This window comes from Vibrio sp. Vb1337 (genome assembly GCF_033338715.1).
GTDB lineage: Bacteria > Pseudomonadota > Gammaproteobacteria > Enterobacterales > Vibrionaceae > Vibrio > Vibrio alginolyticus.
On sequence record NZ_JAWOTD010000003.1, the window covers coordinates 88,940 to 104,399 of the forward strand.

The window sequence follows — 15,460 nt, forward strand, 5'->3', positions numbered from 1 at the left end:
CGTTTTTGTTCAATTTGTTTTCATTAATTATTGGATGCTTTCGGTACGGTTTCGTTCATCTCCGACGTGAGTACCTGAATACAACTTTGAGCCAATGACACTGCCCAGAAGCTGCCTGCAAGAGTAAGGACTGCGCTACGTTCATGTAGTTGTACTAAGCCTTTCGCTTGCCACACTTTAAATAGAGGCAATAAAAACCCGAACGCGTCCTCTCCCATAAATGATGGAAGTTGATTTGCTTGAACAATGCCACGGTCAAACGCAGATTTGAGTGCAGAAAAAAGTGGTTCTAGAGGGCTTTGCTTCATCATCATCGCGATGGTGCTTTGACCTTCTTTGACCGCTTTAATATAGGTCTCTAGTGTGCGGTGTTGCATCATCCCGTAGCCACCGATATTACCTCCAGCACCACAGCCAATTGGCAATACCTCTGCATAAGTCTTGGCTAAACTATTGTATAAACTACGCTCGCGGTTATCGATTGCCCAATGGTTCACGCTCAGTTGCTTCATATGGTGTTTGGCCATAAAGTTCACACCGAGCTCATACATTCCCGCTTTTTCTGGTGTGGTCGCAGGTGGCGGGATTTTTCCCTTTTCTACGAGGTTGAGCATGGGAGCTGACCCGCCAACCACTAACTGATACAAATCCAGTCCGTGTGCGCCAGTCGAGAGGAAATCATTTAAATCTTGCTCTAATACTTCTTTGGTTTGATAAGGTAAGCCATAGAGTAAATCGATAATGACCGGAATTTTGTCTTCTTTGGCGATCTCGCTCACTCGTTTGAGGACATCTTCCCTATCATCTAAACGTTTTGCGCTGCGGCGCACTTGTGTATTAAAACTTTGCACACCAAAAGAGAAACGATTAAACCCACCCTCTAAAGCGCCTTGATACAACTCATCAGAAAAACGATTGATGCGACCTTCTAAGGTGATTTCGCAGTCTGCAGCCAAAGGAAAGTGGTCTCGGATAGCCTGGCCTAACACACGAACCTGTACTGGAGATAAATCCGTTGGCGTTCCGCCCCCGATATATACGGCGTGAAAAATACCATTTTGTGTCCAAGGTAATGCCGCTTTCTCTCTAAGCTCCTGCATTAATGCTTCAAAGTACTCATCAACCAGTGTGCGACTTGCAGCATTTTGAAAGAAGTTACAAAAAGTGCAACGAACGCGACAAAACGGAACATGAATATAAAGACAGCGTTTATTGGTCGCTTTAATTGAGTTAGCCGTAATACTCGAAAAAATCGCCTGTTGTTGAGACGAGGGCACAGGTACGCTCGCTCCCCCGGCATGTGCAGAATGCTTCTTAACAAAAGCAAATCGCAATGGATCAGGACTATCACTGCCCAACACTGATTCATCAAGCTTATCGATATCGACGCTCATATATACTCGCTTAACTCCCATCATGTAAGGGATGGAAGCTGATCTTAAAAATTCTGCAAGAATCATAATTTGAGCGTAATGATAATGCAATTGATAATTGATCTTATTTCCATTGTAAGTAATAATCTGCCCAAGTTTTCATAGTTTCCCGAGATATTCCGTGAACGTACAAAGATATGTCATTGCAGGAGGTGCTTCCCTTGCCATCCATGCCGCACTTCTTTTTGTTTCTCAAGAGACAAAGGTGTTCGCGATGCCGGCTGGAAACCCAGCAAGTTCGGTAAGTCTAAATCTTGTGTCTGCTCCTCCAGCTGTCGAAAAATCTACACCAGAAAATGTAGCACCACTAAAAGAGCAGCAGCCTCAAGACCAACCTGAACCAGAAAAGAAGATTGTAAAAAAACAGGTCGTCAAGAAAGACGCTGTTAAGAAGAAGGTAGTAGAGAAAAAACCTGAACCGGTTAAACAATCTAAACCTAAAGCGGTCGAGCCCACCAAAACCGTAACAAAGCAAAAGGTTCAGCCCGAAGCGAAACCAAAGAAAAAAACGGAACCGGTGAAGAAAGAGACGGTAGCTCAACAATCCGCACCTGCGAGCCAATCCAAAGGGGCAACGTCTCAGCCTGTCTTGGTCGACAAACCAACGTTTGTGAGTCAACCAACACAACCCCGTTACCCAAGGTCTGCACAAAGACGCGGTATTGAAGGTGTAGCCTTGTATGAGATATGGCTAGATGAGAATGGTAACCAGATTAAACAGGTTTTGATTGAGTCTTCCGGCACAGAGTCGCTAGATGCCTCAGCACTTCGTGCGATCAAACAGTGGCAATTTACACCACATATTTCAGGTGGGCTAAAAGTCGCTCACCGAGTACAAGTACCTGTTCGTTTTAAGTTGGATGGATAATGGAACAACTACAAGAATTACAAACTCAATTTGGGCTGATGACATGGCCTTTGATCATTTGCTCAGCTCTAACCGTGATGATCATCGCCGAGCGATTATTCCATGTGTTAATTAGCCTTGGTGTAGGAAAGCGAGCCATTCGCCAAAAGCTCACAGGATTAGACCCAACAAATGGGAGCGAGCTTGAAGCACTTGCTGAAGAGTTGTCGAATAAGCGGCCGCTTCTGTACCGTGGTGTTGCGATGTTGCTTGCTCATCATTCTTTCTCGAAATCTTTAAGAGAAGATGCCGCAGGTATTTGGCTGCAAGAAAAACGCCATCAGCTGCATTCCGGCCTTCGTTTGCTGACGCTGATTGGTGTCATCAGTCCTTTAATTGGCTTGCTTGGTACGGTACTTGGCTTAATTGACATGTTCAAAGGCATCGCGGTTTCCACGGGGAATATCACTCCGAATGATTTGGCTGACGGCCTAGGTCTTGCCATGCGCACCACTGCCGCGGGTCTCATTATCGCACTTCCTGCTATTTCAGGAGCGCAGATCATTGGTTTGTGGGCGGATCGTGTAATCGCCAAGCTTGAGCACACTTTAAACTACGTCAACTTATGGCTTGAAGGTATATCGTTACAGCATGTCTCGCCAGACCACTCAAAAGTAACACTGCGCTCTTCTGGGAAGATTGAGGCCGCAACTCAATGATTAAAACACCACAAGAAAATAGTCGTAACGGTTTAACCCCCGATTTAACACCGCTGTTAGACATTATTTTTATCGTCATGGTTTTCCTGATGTTAACCGCAGCGGTCAAACTCGATTCATTAGACGTCAATTTACCGAGCACAGAATCTCAGGCAGTTGCAGATGTCGATAAGCAATCCATCACGGTAAATATTCTTAAAGACGAGCCTTACTGGGCTATTAACGGCAAGACATATATCGATTGGGACAACTTTACCCTCGCGCTGTTAGAAGAGAGTAAGTCAAGCGATAAACCGATTGTAATTGGAGCAGAAAAAACCGCGAATATTCAGTCGCTAGTACAACTTCTCGGCTTTTTACAAGAAAACGGAATTCAAGCAACTCAGTTACTCACTGAAGAGCCATCATAAAAATAAGTAAGATAGAGACCCTTTCAAAATGAAGAACACACGCATCACTATTCATGCTGTTGTCACGGCAGCTATTTCCCTACTTGCGAGTAGTCAACTTTTTGCCAATGAAACGCCATCCTCAGAGCGCGTTGTTAGCGCAGGCAGCGCCGTCACTGAACTCTTGCTTGAACTCGACGCTAAAGATAGCTTGGTTGCTATCGACGTCACCAGTCAATTACCAAAAGAAATGGAACTGCCTAAAGTGGGCTACCATCGTCGTCTTTCAGCGGAGGGGTTGCTCGCCTTACGTCCGACAAAAGTCATTGGTTCTGATGAGATGGGGCCGAAAAGAACATTGAACCAATTGAAATCGGCTGGCGTAGATGTAGAAATCGTTAATACTGATGCAAATGTCGAGGGCCTTTATCAACGTATTGATCAAATTGCGAACCTTATGGATCGCAAAGCTCAAGCTGAAAGCTTAAAGCAAGATGTCCAGGCGCAAGTACAAGCACTCAATGCAAACCAACCTGATCAAGCGAAGAAAAAGAAAGTGCTCTTTCTGCTGATCCATGAAGGGCGACCTGCAAATGTTGCGGGCTCACAAACGACACCCGATGCAATTATTCAACTCGCCGGCGGACAAAACCCAGCCGCTACACAACTCTCGTCTTACAAGCCTCTATCCACAGAAGCGATGGTAGAGATGCAGCCTGACGTGATTCTTGTTAGTGGTCGCAGCTATGAAACGTTGGGTGGTGCCGATGCAATTTTAAAAGCAATGCCGCTTCTTGCTGCAACACCCGCTGGAAAGAACAAAGACATCATAACGATTGATGGCCATGCTCTGGTAGGTGGTTTGGGCCTTAAAAGCCTTGCAGAAGCTAAACGCTTGAATGCACTGCTTTACCCATAGAGACATGACATGTTGTTAAGACGCATCCCCCTTTCAACGACGTTATCAGTGCTTAGTGGATTTTTAGCATTTATTGCTATCGCCTCTATTACCGTTGGCCCAATGAACATTAGCTTTGCTGACAGTTTGCGTAGCCTAACGGGAGGCAGTTCTGATCTCGCTCCTCACATTCAGTTGGTCATTAACGAAATCCGATTGCCTCGCACCATTTTGTGTATGTTCATCGGCGCCATTTTAGCAATTTGTGGTGTGGTTATGCAGGGCTTGTTCCGTAACCCATTAGCCGAGCCTGGTATCATTGGTGTGTCTGCTGGCGCTGCTCTTGGTGGTGCATTCGCTATTGTTGTATTTGCTGAATTTAGCCAAAACTATCCGCAACTAATGAACTTAGCGGCTCTGCCTCTTTTTGCTTTCCTTGGCGGTGCACTAACGACTATTCTCGTTTATAAACTCGGCACAAGTAAGTTTGGTACCTCAGTTACAATTATGTTGTTAGCCGGCGTTGCCATCAGTGCGCTCTCGGGTGCTGCGATTGGCTACATGAACTTTATCGCAGATGATCAGATGCTGCGAGACTTGACGCTTTGGTCAATGGGCTCATTAGCTGGTGCAAATTGGTCAGGGGTTGCTCTATCTGCTGTAACACTCGTCATCCTATTACTCTGGTTCCAGAAGAAGTCGATGGCGCTGAATGCTCTGTTGTTAGGGGAATCAGAAGCAAGACACTTAGGAGTTCCGGTTCAAAAACTCAAACGTCAGCTTATTTTACTTTCTGCACTGGGTGTTGGTATTACGGTGAGCATCAGTGGTGCAATTGGCTTTATTGGGCTCGTGATTCCTCACTTAGGGCGCATGCTCGCTGGGCCTGACCATCGAACGCTATTACCAATATCTGCCTTAATGGGAGCACTGCTTCTTACTGCCGCAGATATGTTTGCTCGTGTTGCAGTGGCACCAGCTGAATTACCAGTTGGAATCGTGACCGCATTGATTGGCGCTCCCTTTTTCATCTACTTATTGTTCAAGCAAAAAGGGAAGATTTTGTAATGAACCAGATCGTTTTATCGGGGAAAAACATTTCGATGACGTATGGCAACCGTGTGGTGCTCGATGACATCAACATTGATATCCGAGCTGGTGAAGTGACCGCCCTACTCGGCCCCAATGGCGCAGGTAAAAGTACTTTGCTCAAGCTTCTATGCGGTGAGATCTCTTCGAATCATCACATCACCTACTTCGGTAAACAAAAGCATGATTGGGAGCCTGAAAAAAGCGCCAAACATATTGCAATGCTCCCGCAGCACAGCACCTTAACCTTCCCATTTCTAGCCAGAGAAGTAGTAGAGCTGGGGGCAATACCGCTATCACTGTCCAATAAAGAAACCACTAAACTGGCTTTACATTACATGGAACAAACCGACGTATTGCATTTAGCAGAAAGCCTGTACCCGTCTTTATCTGGTGGAGAAAAGCAACGACTGCATCTAGCACGAGTGATGACACAACTACATCAATCTGGCGAAAAACGAATCTTAATGCTTGATGAACCTACCTCTGCGTTGGATCTCGCCCATCAACACAACACGTTAAAAATTGCTCGTGAAACGGCAAAAGCACAGAACGCTGCGGTGGTTGTGGTGTTACATGACTTGAATCTAGCCTCTCAGTACGCGGACCGCCTTGTACTCTTGCATAACGGGAAACTAGTTTGTGATGACACGCCATGGAATGCACTAACGTCAGAGCGCATTGAACAAGTTTATGGCTATCGCTCTATTGTGACAAAACATCCGACGCTAGACTTCCCTCAAGTGCATGCCGCAGCATAAAGCGTATCTCCTCTAAAGCCGTCTCGAAAACACTTTGATACGACAAAGGCCCGCAATATGAGAGTTGCGGGCCTTTGCTTTGATATTGGCAGAATTTGTTGCTTTAAAGGCTATTACTTGCTCATTTGGATCAATGAACGACCAATCAACCACTCAAGCTCTTTGTCACCACCCGCACCAAACTGGCTTTCAACCATTTTGTATAAGCGGTCAATACCATTAGCAGCAAATTCTTGCGCATTTTCAGCGGTGACAATGTGATGGAATAGCAGTCGTAAAATCGCGAGGAACTCAGCATCTTCCAGCGCTTTAATCCAACTTTGTGAAAATGCATTTAATCCTTTATCAAACTCTAAGTGTTCAATAAACATTTTAAAGATACGGCCATCCAGTGCGGCGGTGAAGTCCGTTTTCTTAGGGAAGTGATGGCTAATACCGGTACGCGATATACCTGTCTGCTGGCTTAGCGTCGTGTACGACATTTTGTCGTAACCTAATCTGAGTAGCTGATCAATAACGGCATCCATGATCTTTTGGATAGTGATTTCGGTATCTTCTTTACTACGCTTTGGCATATTTTAAGCTCTTCTCTTTGTAAATCCATCTAACTCACTATTAAATGAGGCCAGAATGAAATCATTCTTAGCATTATACCCGGCTCGCCGATGCGGTTCGATTAGCGAAAACCTAGAAATCAGGTTGCTAAGCGCTGCACTTGAAAGCGCTTTGGGTATATGTATTGCGACTATTTAATATCATGTCGAGTTCCAAACCATAACGTCTTTACACTGCGTAATGTGTAATTTTCAGTTATGTTTTTGTCAATACATGCTACTCAAAATAAGGCGAAAAGTTAGTCTCATCAAAACCTTGCGCCAATTATTCATCGAAACTATTCAAAGACCAAGAATGATAATTATTAAAAATAATCAATCAAGAAATAGTCTTATAAATTAACCATTAGTTCAACTGGACTGAGCAAAATCTCGTCACTATGTTCGTTAATTGATTTTAAATGTTGATATATATCACATTAACGTTCTTGATGATTTAGTAATCCAATCTTTAACCCTTACTTAACAAGTGCCTATTCTGTTCCTTTTTTACACAAAAGTCGTCATTTTTGTAGATACAGATCAAATACCTGATAGAATACCCTTAGTATTTACAAGAGGATTCGTTATGAGTGTCGAATTAGAAAAAAACCAAGTATGTGAGGCCTGCGGCTGTGCTGGCGAGATTGGCTTTATCATCAAAGAAGGTGACGAAGTTGCCGACGTAACGGTTTTCGCACAGACAAAAACAGAGCTAGAGTCTGAACTACAAAAATACATCGAGCTCGCTAAATCAGTATGTGTTGATGTTGAATACAATGTTTCAGAAATAACCGAAGAATCGAACCAAGCGACGGCTCGATTCAAATTTGAAGTAAGTGCTGAAAAACTTATCTTTGAATTAAAAACTCGCTCACTCGCGCGTTAATGAAAAAAGCGAGCATGATGCTCGCTTTTTATTTTTCCAATCTCTTAATCTTAAACCGCTCTAAATGAAACAGACAACTTCGGCGCGTTTATTTATCTTTTTTGAACACGACCCACTTTAACGAGCCATTGGTTTCAAAATCGTTCTCAGCGGTACACATCAGTAATACGCCTTCAACATTAATCACGGCCCCTGTGCTGTAGGCTTTATCATCGTAGTAACAGATATGCTGACCTACCTTACCGTCAGCAACTATTAGCGCTTTGTTTTCTGGTGTACTGTATGATTTAGCAAAAACGGAACCCGACAGCAGTACTGCAAAAACACCAGCGGTAAAAATAGATACACTTTTTAACTTCATGAAAATCTCCCTCAAACCTCAATAATACTAACAAGGACCCTTGTGAAGTTCTTGGAAGAATCTCATATTATTCAAATATCTACTGATATTTTTCTCACCTCTACGCTTGAATCTGCTTCACATTCAATCATTTAATTTATCTCATTTTAGTAAGCTTGAAGTTACTTAGCGCAGTAAAGAAGCGCACACTTTTAGCGTGCATCTCTAATTTGAATATTTAAGTTATGAATCAAAAACTGTGAGCAAAAAATGCATAATAGGTTTATTTAAGTATAAGATAAGCACCTGTTGATCTCGGTATTTAACTAACTCTTTGACTATGCGTTTTGTTTCCCTATGCCTTACTTCAATCCTGCTCTGCTCGTCTCCTTTGGCATATGAGCTAGATTACTATTCTAAGTTTGGTCACATCGATAATTACGGCAATCTTGATCTTAGAAACAAGCCTTATACCCAACTACCCTCTGGCCTAGTGGTAAAGGGCAACTTAAACATCTCACAAACCCCTATCAAAACCTTGCCTAAAGGGCTTGATGTTGAAGGCAGTCTGGAAGCAACTAACAGCGCACTCAAAGTTATTCGCTCAGGAACAAAGATAAAAGGCTATGCAAACCTACTAGGTAGTAAGATCGAAAACTGGCCTAAAGGCATCAAACTAGGCGGTTACCTAAATCTGACAGATACACCGTTAAAAGCGCTTCCAGCTAAACTTCGAGTAAAAGGTGATCTAAGTGTTATTCGCACTCCCATTTCTGAACTTCCTGAAGGATTGGTGGTTGATGGTAATCTTTATATTGGAGGATCAGCGCTGAAAGTATTTCCAGACACAATGACGGTGAAAGGGAATATCTATTTAGGTGGTAACAGGATCACCAAATGGCCTAGCAATTTAACCCTTGGTGGCGCCGTCGCACCTTAAAGAGCAGATAAACAAAAGCCCCGGCAGACCGAGGCTTTAAGGCATTCTGAATCAACAGAGTTCAGTGACGAAAGTTACTCTTGGTTATTCACAGGATTGGCATAGCTCGCCACCAAATAAGGTCTTGCGCCTTCAGGTAGCTGATCCAACTTATCCGCGAGATGACGCTTAACCGCTTCCGTAATGATGCTCGAATCTTCATGCCCAGCAGCTAACAAGTTGATTGGGTACAACTTGTAGTTGTTGTGAATTTGGCGGTCGATTTCACCAGCAAGAGATTCCGGCGTTTCAAACTCTTGCTCAATCACATCACCAAACGCAACATGTACACGGCCTTTATAGCCAACGATACCTTGAATGATGCTTTCGATATCTTCAAATTCGCCTTTTTCATAGCGGCCATTTTCTGCTTTTTCGTACAGCTCTTTTGCTTTGGCAATGTCACATGGATCATTTTCATAGGCAATCGAGACAGGAACGATTTTCAGAGAACGCGTGTACTCACCAAAGCTGATCTTTTGTTTACGACCTTCAACATGGAACATTTTTAAAATCGCAGGATCAGTAAAGTCGTTTCCATCTTTAGCACGACCTTCCTTTTGGGCAATCCAAATTGAATTGCCAGTATCAAGCGAATGTTTGATATAGCTTGACAGTTGTCCCAATGCTTTCATCATTTCTCTAGGCGCTTTAGCAGAGCGCTTAACGATGAAGCTCTTATTGAGTCGCATCAATTCTGTCGCACATGGCTTCTTCAGCAGGTTATCGCCAATCGCTATACGAACTGTACGGTGCCCACTTTGGTACAAGCCATAATTTACGAGCGCAGGGTCCATCGCAATATCACGGTGGTTAGAAACGAATAGGTATGACGTGTTTTTATCCAGCTTATCCAAACCAGAAAAAGTGACGCCATCCGTTGTATTATTCAATGTATCTTTCAGGTACTTCTTCACTTCAATCTGAATTGCTTCGACAGAATCAAGCTTGCTCCACTTAGCTTTCAGGTAGATGCGCAGGATCGGGCTCATTAGCGTTTTGAACCATGCTGCTTTATTAGCAAAGCGATGTTCTAGGATAGCAGTGATAAATTCATCATCTTGGATTAGACGATCCAGCGCTGCTGGAATTTCTTCGTCGTTGTAAGGACGAATTTCAATATAAGGATCGGTATTGGCTGTCATTGTTCATTACATATCAAAAAAAGCTGGCACATTTTACGCATAGTTTTGCTGACAAGCAGCATTTCAACCCATACTTTTAACATGGTCATACCAGTTAAGCCACCATTTATCATGCTAAAAAATTCTCTCAGCAGGTTGGAATCGTATGGGTTTAACGTTACCCTTAGCGCCAAAAAACACTGGTACTCATAATGAACTACGCAATTGAATTTCACGACGCTAAATACCCCTTCCTTGATGTAGCTGCGCGTAAAAAAGCACTGAAGCACAGTCTACTGTCTGTCATCGAAGGGTTAGCCGTCATTAAATTGGGTAAGCAGGAGTATGCCATTGAACCAGGCCAATATTTTTGGATTCCTCAAGGATGTTTGAGCTCCCTCACCTTTTTACCTAATTCTCGTGTATATCGTTGTGATTTTTCTGTGCGTTTAAATGACGACTTCTCACAACAGGCGGGCTTTGTGAAGCCTTCACCGCTACTAAAAGCGCTCGTCGAGAAGCTAGCAACAACTGCCGAACGCTCGGATCTGCAAACCGATCTACTGACAGTAGTAAGACATGAAGTATTGACGCTGTCTCCTAAACTAGCGCACTCAACGTTAACGAGAACCATCAATCAATGGACTCCTGGCTGTGACATGAATATTTCTAAAGAGCTTTGCTTGGTACTAACACTACGTGAAGCAAGAAAAATGAAACTGTCGGGGAAGAAGGAAGAGCAAATTGTTGACTCTCTTTTTGCTGGTAACACCGAAGAATATGAACAGCTTTGCTTTTTAGTCTTTGGAGAAGCGCTATAATTTGCCCTTCAACAAGCTACGTGTTCAGCATTACGTAGAGTTACGGATACAGAAAGTAGAGATTCAAGTAAAAACAAAAAGGGCGTACATTGATAATGTACGCCCTTTTTTCATTTGCTTGAGGTGTCTAGAAAGGTACCTCTATTTGCATCATCCAGTCAGCGTCATAATATTCGTGCCAACGATAATCAAACCGCATTCTTGGCTGTCCGTCGGATTTATCACCAAAACCAACGCTGAACATCAACCCGTGACTACGAAGCCACTCTTCTGTATCCATTTTACTCTCTTCGTCTCGAAGCTCTTCCGGCATCCAAAAACCAAGACCAAAGTAATTCTTTTCTAAGTTTTGAGTTAGAAGTGGGGTGTCTTCCGGCTTAATCGCCCACTCCTCCCAATAGTTTTCTGTTGGTCCTTCAAGCTTCGCTTCCGCTGCATACCAAATCAATGCTTCAGTACTTAACACGCCGATGGAATCTAAAATTTCTTCACAGATAGGAAGCGTGTTATCTTCAAACACCACGGAACGATCAGAAAAATAGTTACACGCGGAATGGGCTTGTGTCACCACAAGCAGCGCACATGCACTAAATAAAACGACTCTGACCATGAAAATCTGACCTCTCAGTTCCCAGACAATGTTTCTCTGTATAAGCCTTTACTAAGTAATAAATCACGTACGGAAGGTGTTGTATAGGCGCCGATCTCTTCACCCTCGGCCAGTGCTTTGCGAATATCTGTGCTTCTAACTTTTACTTTTTCAGGACATGCCATAACAGTCCAACGTTCCGTAATCTCTTCAGCTCTACTAAATTTAGCAAATTTGAAGAAATTATCAGGACCAATGACAAAAGTTATATCGGCAGTTGGGTAGATTTCTTGAATTTTTTCTAACAACGCATAGGTCGTCACACTTTGTCCAGGTTGGTATAAAGCTTGCTCCACATCAGAACGCTGAACATTAGAAAGCCCCATATCCTTGATGAACACATCAACCATTTTGCACCGAGTTGGGTAATCAAGCATGTTCTTGCCCCAAGCGTGTGCAATGCTTGGCTCAAGTAGCACAAGATCAAAGTGGCTCAATGACTCAATAACACTTTTATGCCCTAAACTAGGTGGGTTAAATGCACTACCAAAAATGGCGATTTTTTTCATATCCGGTGATTACCTGGTTGAAGAGAGTTTTCTAATCTGATGATTTCGGTATGATACTACTAATCTTTACAGCTTTTGACCCTAAAGTCGCGTTTAATGAGCCTCAATTGTATGGTTTATCACCATTTGAGCAAATGTGCTTTAGAGTCTGAAATATTTGCAGGAAAAGGAACCCTAAATGGAACAATCCATCCGTGACGAAATGCGCGTACTCCCTTCAATTGATCCGCATTTTGAAATTGAACGCCGTGTCGCTTTTATTAAGCGTAAATTGCAAGAAGCAGGCTGTAAGTCTCTTGTTCTTGGCATCAGCGGTGGCGTTGACTCAACGACATGTGGTCGTTTAGCTCAGTTGGCTGTAGACCAACTGAACGAAGAAGCGGGCAACAATAGCTACCAATTTATCGCAGTTCGCCTGCCTTATGGGGAGCAAAAAGATGAAGATGAGGCTCAGCTCGCTCTGTCTTTTATCCAGCCAACCCATTCTGTATCGGTGAACATCAAAGCAGGTGTTGACGGGCTTCATTCGGCTTCTCACGTTGCATTAGAAGGCACAGACCTTCTACCAACTGATGCAGCAAAAGTCGACTTCGTAAAAGGCAATGTAAAAGCGCGTGCTCGCATGGTTGCTCAATACGAGATCGCGGGCTACGTAGGCGGCCTTGTTCTTGGTACTGATCACTCAGCAGAAAACATCACTGGTTTCTACACTAAATTTGGTGATGGCGCTTGTGACATGGCACCATTGTTCGGATTAAGTAAGCGCCAAGTTCGTGAAGTGGCTGCTACATTGGGTGCACCTGAGCAACTAGTGAAGAAAGTGCCAACAGCAGACTTAGAAGAGCTTGCTCCACAAAAAGCAGATGAAGATGCCCTAAGCCTAACTTACGAGCAAATCGACGACTTCTTAGAGGGCAAACCTGTTCCACAGCAAGTGAGTGACCGTCTGGTAGCGATTTACAAAGCAACGCAGCACAAACGCCAGCCAATCCCGACAATTTACGACTAAGCGATATTTTCAGCTCTCTTTAAAACTCAAAACGCTGCTAAAAATAGCAGCGTTTTTTTGTCTAGGAACAGTTTTTGTCGAAGGACAAAATTGCTCTCGCCTAGTTGGTTACTGTTACGTCCGTCTCTGGCACAGCACAACACGCCAATACGGTTCCCATTGCACGTTCCTCATCTGTCAACGCAGGCACGTCCGGATGATGTACTTGACCCGACGTAAGCTGAACCTTACACGCGCCGCATAAGCCAGCACGACAGCTATTGCTAACAACCTTCCCTGCGTCTTCAAGCTGATCTAACAACGTTTTCTGATTATTCCCTACAACTTTCGTCCCATTGAAATCGATCGCTATGCTCTTCTCTGGTCTTGAAGTGACTGAAGATACGCCAAACGCTTCTTGATGGTAGTTTTCCTCTGGCAGCCCTTTTCTTAGTAGAAGACTTTTCGCTTTCTCCATAAAACCATCAGGACCACACACAAACACCTGCCGCTGTTCAACATCTTTGATTTGCTTAATGTGTGACAAACTTAAACGCCCTTTCAAACCAAACCAATCAACAGCAGGTTGCGTTAAACAGACTTTTACTTCTAGCCCTGGGTGCTCACGCTTTAACTGCTCCAACTCTGAGCGACAAGGAATATCATTCTCGGTGCGACATTGATGGTAGAAAACCACATTATCCAACTGATTGTGATCCGCTAAGTAACGCACCATTGATAACATTGGTGTTACTCCGCTACCCGCAGAGAGTAACAGCAGAGGCTGCGCTTCATGCGTTTTAAGGTGGAACTGACCGTCAGGTTGTTCTGCCTCTAAAACATCACCGACTTGTAAGTTGTCCAAGAGTGAGTTAGAGACTCTTCCACCCGCGATACGCTTTACAGAAATAGCATAACGACCCGGGCGAGAAGGACTGGATGATAAGGTATAGCGTCGACCCACTTTCTTACCATCAATATTCACCTCTATTGGCAGGTGTTGTCCTGGCAAGTAATTAGGCAACGAACCTTTGTTTGGCTCTAACCATAAGGTCACAAAGTCTTGGGCAATGTCTTCACGCTCAACACATGTAAGCTTCATGCGCACTGGCGAGTTATCTACGTAAAACTCCGGCTCTTTGTACTCCAATACTTCAACTTTATCGCCTTGACGAATAATGCCTTCATTTCGCGCGACAAGATTCTGGCCAAAGAACACACCACCGACATCGTTTGCACGGAACTGTTGCAAGGTTTTGAGCGGCTCTTTGCTCTCACGGAATGTGCCTCTTTGGGTATTCACCGTAGTCAGGATACAGCGCTCGCAAGGTTTGAGAGACTCAAACTCTACCTCACCGATTCGTATGCGCTTCCATGAATCTTCTTCAAATGGTTTAGTATCAGAGACAACTAAGTTAGTACGAAACTGATCCATTGAGTGTAGCTCTGAACTTCTTCGGTTCAGCTCATCAAGTGAAGCTTGGCTGATCACTAAAACCGGATAACCATCAGCAAAACTGACGTTTTGACCTAGCTTTTCACGGACACGATTCGATTGCTCACCACTAAACAACAACTCAACGCGTTGCCCCAACACACGACTAAACCAGTCATCTGCATCATCTGTCGTGGTATAGGCAGTAAATGTATCTTTCCAAACCGTTGCAGGTGTCTCCTGCATTTTGAAATCTTGGTAACGGATTTTAAGTGGCTCCATACCCAAACTACTAAACACCACTCCATCGGACAATAAGGCAGACTTAATGGTTACCATTTGCGGATACTTTCGCGCAGTGATCATCGAGCCATCAGCTTTCGCAATCATAAAGCGACGATCGAAGCTCAATCCTTGCTTCTCAACCCATACGGACGACAGCGATAATCCGCCAACTGACTTAACCGGAAAAACATTAATTTGGGATAAAACGGGTTGCGACATGGCCTTCTTCCTACGGGTGTTTTTTATTTGTTGCGGTATTGTATACTCAAATCACATTAAGTTGCAGAGTCTACTGCCTCTTCATCCATCGCAACTTTCTCGAAACCATATTCTTATAAATTTGGTTTTAGTGACAAGTATTTACTACACTCAATATTCGCGTTTTTTAACACCGTTCTGACCAAATACCGTTTGATAAAGTGTGATACGACACACATAATTCACCCAAGTTATCACTACTCCCATTTATCGATTTGGAGCTTAATTATGGATACAAGAAAACTGGTTCTGATTTTGTTATGTATCTTTCTTCCGCCTGTCGCGGTGTTTATGGAGAAAGGTCTAAATAAAGACTTTTTGATTAATCTAATATTGACGTGTTTCTTCTTTCTACCAGGTACGATCCACGCGCTTTGGTTAACAATGAAGTAACCACTTACACTCTCACTCTTTATAAAATTGAAAAATGGGATGAAATATGAGGGCAATTCCT

General features: G+C 43.6%; 18 protein-coding genes. 11 read left to right on the top strand and 7 right to left on the bottom strand.

Annotation, left to right across the window (positions count from 1 at the left end):
* Positions 1-23: 23 nt before the first annotated feature.
* A complete protein-coding gene (hutW, locus tag R7E42_RS04145) occupies positions 24-1,394 on the bottom strand; it encodes a heme anaerobic degradation radical SAM methyltransferase ChuW/HutW (RefSeq protein WP_064354555.1) in 1,371 nt (456 codons plus the stop codon).
* Positions 1,395-1,554: 160 nt separating this feature from the next.
* On the opposite strand from hutW, the gene R7E42_RS04150 reads away from it, so the two are divergent.
* Genes R7E42_RS04150 through R7E42_RS04175 form a run of 6 tightly spaced genes read left to right on the top strand, consistent with a single transcriptional unit; the run spans position 1,555 to position 6,136 of the window.
* A complete protein-coding gene (locus R7E42_RS04150) occupies positions 1,555-2,301 on the top strand; it encodes an energy transducer TonB (protein WP_053303818.1) in 747 nt (248 codons plus the stop codon).
* Positions 2,301-2,999: a MotA/TolQ/ExbB proton channel family protein gene (locus R7E42_RS04155; protein ID WP_145472135.1), complete on the top strand. Its 699-nt coding sequence runs from the start codon at positions 2,301-2,303 to the stop codon at positions 2,997-2,999. Before R7E42_RS04150 ends, R7E42_RS04155 begins: the two co-directional genes overlap by 1 nt.
* Positions 2,996-3,409 (top strand): ExbD/TolR family protein, encoded by a 414-nt coding sequence (locus tag R7E42_RS04160; RefSeq protein WP_005375322.1) that lies wholly within the window; start codon positions 2,996-2,998, stop codon positions 3,407-3,409. Before R7E42_RS04155 ends, R7E42_RS04160 begins: the two co-directional genes overlap by 4 nt.
* 28 nt (positions 3,410-3,437) lie before the next feature.
* Positions 3,438-4,307, top strand: a complete 870-nt coding sequence (locus R7E42_RS04165; protein WP_262592253.1) for a hemin ABC transporter substrate-binding protein — start codon at positions 3,438-3,440, stop codon at positions 4,305-4,307.
* Positions 4,308-4,316: 9 nt separating this feature from the next.
* Positions 4,317-5,354, top strand: coding sequence for a FecCD family ABC transporter permease (locus R7E42_RS04170; RefSeq protein ID WP_262592254.1), 1,038 nt, complete (start codon positions 4,317-4,319; stop codon positions 5,352-5,354).
* The gene (locus R7E42_RS04175; RefSeq protein ID WP_005385036.1) at positions 5,354-6,136 is read left to right on the top strand and encodes a heme ABC transporter ATP-binding protein; all 783 of its coding nucleotides are present in this window, start codon (positions 5,354-5,356) and stop codon (positions 6,134-6,136) included. Before R7E42_RS04170 ends, R7E42_RS04175 begins: the two co-directional genes overlap by 1 nt.
* A gap of 113 nt (positions 6,137-6,249) precedes the next feature.
* On the opposite strand, the gene R7E42_RS04180 is transcribed toward R7E42_RS04175, so the two are convergent.
* Complete coding sequence (locus R7E42_RS04180) at positions 6,250-6,711, bottom strand: TetR/AcrR family transcriptional regulator (protein ID WP_005385033.1); 462 nt, start codon at positions 6,709-6,711, stop codon at positions 6,250-6,252.
* A 607-nt stretch (positions 6,712-7,318) separates the two neighbouring features.
* Here R7E42_RS04180 and R7E42_RS04185 point away from each other — a divergent pair.
* Complete coding sequence (locus tag R7E42_RS04185) at positions 7,319-7,618, top strand: YfcZ/YiiS family protein (RefSeq protein ID WP_042521564.1); 300 nt, start codon at positions 7,319-7,321, stop codon at positions 7,616-7,618.
* An 88-nt stretch (positions 7,619-7,706) separates the two neighbouring features.
* On the opposite strand, the gene R7E42_RS04190 is transcribed toward R7E42_RS04185, so the two are convergent.
* Positions 7,707-7,979, bottom strand: coding sequence for a YnjH family protein (locus tag R7E42_RS04190; RefSeq protein ID WP_047101743.1), 273 nt, complete (start codon positions 7,977-7,979; stop codon positions 7,707-7,709).
* Positions 7,980-8,298: 319 nt separating this feature from the next.
* Between R7E42_RS04190 and R7E42_RS04195 the strand changes: the two genes are divergently transcribed.
* Complete coding sequence (locus R7E42_RS04195) at positions 8,299-8,898, top strand: hypothetical protein (RefSeq protein WP_017821237.1); 600 nt, start codon at positions 8,299-8,301, stop codon at positions 8,896-8,898.
* A gap of 74 nt (positions 8,899-8,972) precedes the next feature.
* Here the strand turns inward: R7E42_RS04195 and R7E42_RS04200 are convergent, their stop codons facing one another.
* Entirely contained in the window at positions 8,973-10,082 is a 1,110-nt protein-coding gene (locus R7E42_RS04200) for a 1-acyl-sn-glycerol-3-phosphate acyltransferase (RefSeq protein ID WP_262629597.1), read from the bottom strand.
* A 191-nt stretch (positions 10,083-10,273) separates the two neighbouring features.
* Between R7E42_RS04200 and R7E42_RS04205 the strand changes: the two genes are divergently transcribed.
* Positions 10,274-10,882, top strand: a complete 609-nt coding sequence (locus R7E42_RS04205) for a hypothetical protein (RefSeq protein ID WP_005375302.1) — start codon at positions 10,274-10,276, stop codon at positions 10,880-10,882.
* A 127-nt stretch (positions 10,883-11,009) separates the two neighbouring features.
* Here R7E42_RS04205 and R7E42_RS04210 read toward each other — a convergent pair whose 3' ends face one another.
* Together R7E42_RS04210 and R7E42_RS04215 are read right to left on the bottom strand one after the other, a co-directional pair.
* Positions 11,010-11,492, bottom strand: a complete 483-nt coding sequence (locus R7E42_RS04210) for a hypothetical protein (RefSeq protein WP_017635276.1) — start codon at positions 11,490-11,492, stop codon at positions 11,010-11,012.
* A 14-nt stretch (positions 11,493-11,506) separates the two neighbouring features.
* Positions 11,507-12,040 carry a nicotinate-nicotinamide nucleotide adenylyltransferase gene (locus tag R7E42_RS04215; RefSeq protein WP_137283073.1) on the bottom strand — a complete coding sequence of 178 codons (534 nt, stop codon included), beginning with the start codon at positions 12,038-12,040 and terminating at the stop codon, positions 11,507-11,509.
* Between the two features lie 178 nt (positions 12,041-12,218).
* Here R7E42_RS04215 and nadE point away from each other — a divergent pair, with 178 nt between their 5' ends.
* On the top strand, positions 12,219-13,049 hold the full coding sequence (gene nadE, locus R7E42_RS04220; RefSeq protein ID WP_005375299.1) for an ammonia-dependent NAD(+) synthetase: 831 nt from the start codon (positions 12,219-12,221) through the stop codon (positions 13,047-13,049).
* 100 nt (positions 13,050-13,149) lie between these two features.
* Here nadE and R7E42_RS04225 read toward each other — a convergent pair whose 3' ends face one another.
* Positions 13,150-14,967 carry a hybrid-cluster NAD(P)-dependent oxidoreductase gene (locus R7E42_RS04225; protein WP_318072373.1) on the bottom strand — a complete coding sequence of 606 codons (1,818 nt, stop codon included), beginning with the start codon at positions 14,965-14,967 and terminating at the stop codon, positions 13,150-13,152.
* A 267-nt stretch (positions 14,968-15,234) separates the two neighbouring features.
* Here R7E42_RS04225 and R7E42_RS04230 point away from each other — a divergent pair, with 267 nt between their 5' ends.
* Entirely contained in the window at positions 15,235-15,399 is a 165-nt protein-coding gene (locus R7E42_RS04230; RefSeq protein ID WP_005375297.1) for a YqaE/Pmp3 family membrane protein, read from the top strand.
* Positions 15,400-15,460: the final 61 nt, after the last annotated feature.

Coding starts and splice junctions, on each gene's coding strand:
- hutW (WP_064354555.1), bottom strand. CDS start 1,394: ATGAGCGTCGATATCGATAAGCTTGATGAATCAGTGTTGGGCAGTGAT.
- R7E42_RS04155 (WP_145472135.1), top strand. CDS start 2,301: ATGGAACAACTACAAGAATTACAAACTCAATTTGGGCTGATGACATGG.
- R7E42_RS04160 (WP_005375322.1), top strand. CDS start 2,996: ATGATTAAAACACCACAAGAAAATAGTCGTAACGGTTTAACCCCCGAT.
- R7E42_RS04165 (WP_262592253.1), top strand. CDS start 3,438: ATGAAGAACACACGCATCACTATTCATGCTGTTGTCACGGCAGCTATT.
- R7E42_RS04170 (WP_262592254.1), top strand. CDS start 4,317: ATGTTGTTAAGACGCATCCCCCTTTCAACGACGTTATCAGTGCTTAGT.
- R7E42_RS04175 (WP_005385036.1), top strand. CDS start 5,354: ATGAACCAGATCGTTTTATCGGGGAAAAACATTTCGATGACGTATGGC.
- R7E42_RS04180 (WP_005385033.1), bottom strand. CDS start 6,711: ATGCCAAAGCGTAGTAAAGAAGATACCGAAATCACTATCCAAAAGATC.
- R7E42_RS04185 (WP_042521564.1), top strand. CDS start 7,319: ATGAGTGTCGAATTAGAAAAAAACCAAGTATGTGAGGCCTGCGGCTGT.
- R7E42_RS04190 (WP_047101743.1), bottom strand. CDS start 7,979: ATGAAGTTAAAAAGTGTATCTATTTTTACCGCTGGTGTTTTTGCAGTA.
- R7E42_RS04195 (WP_017821237.1), top strand. CDS start 8,299: ATGCGTTTTGTTTCCCTATGCCTTACTTCAATCCTGCTCTGCTCGTCT.
- R7E42_RS04200 (WP_262629597.1), bottom strand. CDS start 10,082: ATGACAGCCAATACCGATCCTTATATTGAAATTCGTCCTTACAACGAC.
- R7E42_RS04205 (WP_005375302.1), top strand. CDS start 10,274: ATGAACTACGCAATTGAATTTCACGACGCTAAATACCCCTTCCTTGAT.
- R7E42_RS04210 (WP_017635276.1), bottom strand. CDS start 11,492: ATGGTCAGAGTCGTTTTATTTAGTGCATGTGCGCTGCTTGTGGTGACA.
- R7E42_RS04215 (WP_137283073.1), bottom strand. CDS start 12,040: ATGAAAAAAATCGCCATTTTTGGTAGTGCATTTAACCCACCTAGTTTA.
- nadE (WP_005375299.1), top strand. CDS start 12,219: ATGGAACAATCCATCCGTGACGAAATGCGCGTACTCCCTTCAATTGAT.
- R7E42_RS04225 (WP_318072373.1), bottom strand. CDS start 14,967: ATGTCGCAACCCGTTTTATCCCAAATTAATGTTTTTCCGGTTAAGTCA.
- R7E42_RS04230 (WP_005375297.1), top strand. CDS start 15,235: ATGGATACAAGAAAACTGGTTCTGATTTTGTTATGTATCTTTCTTCCG.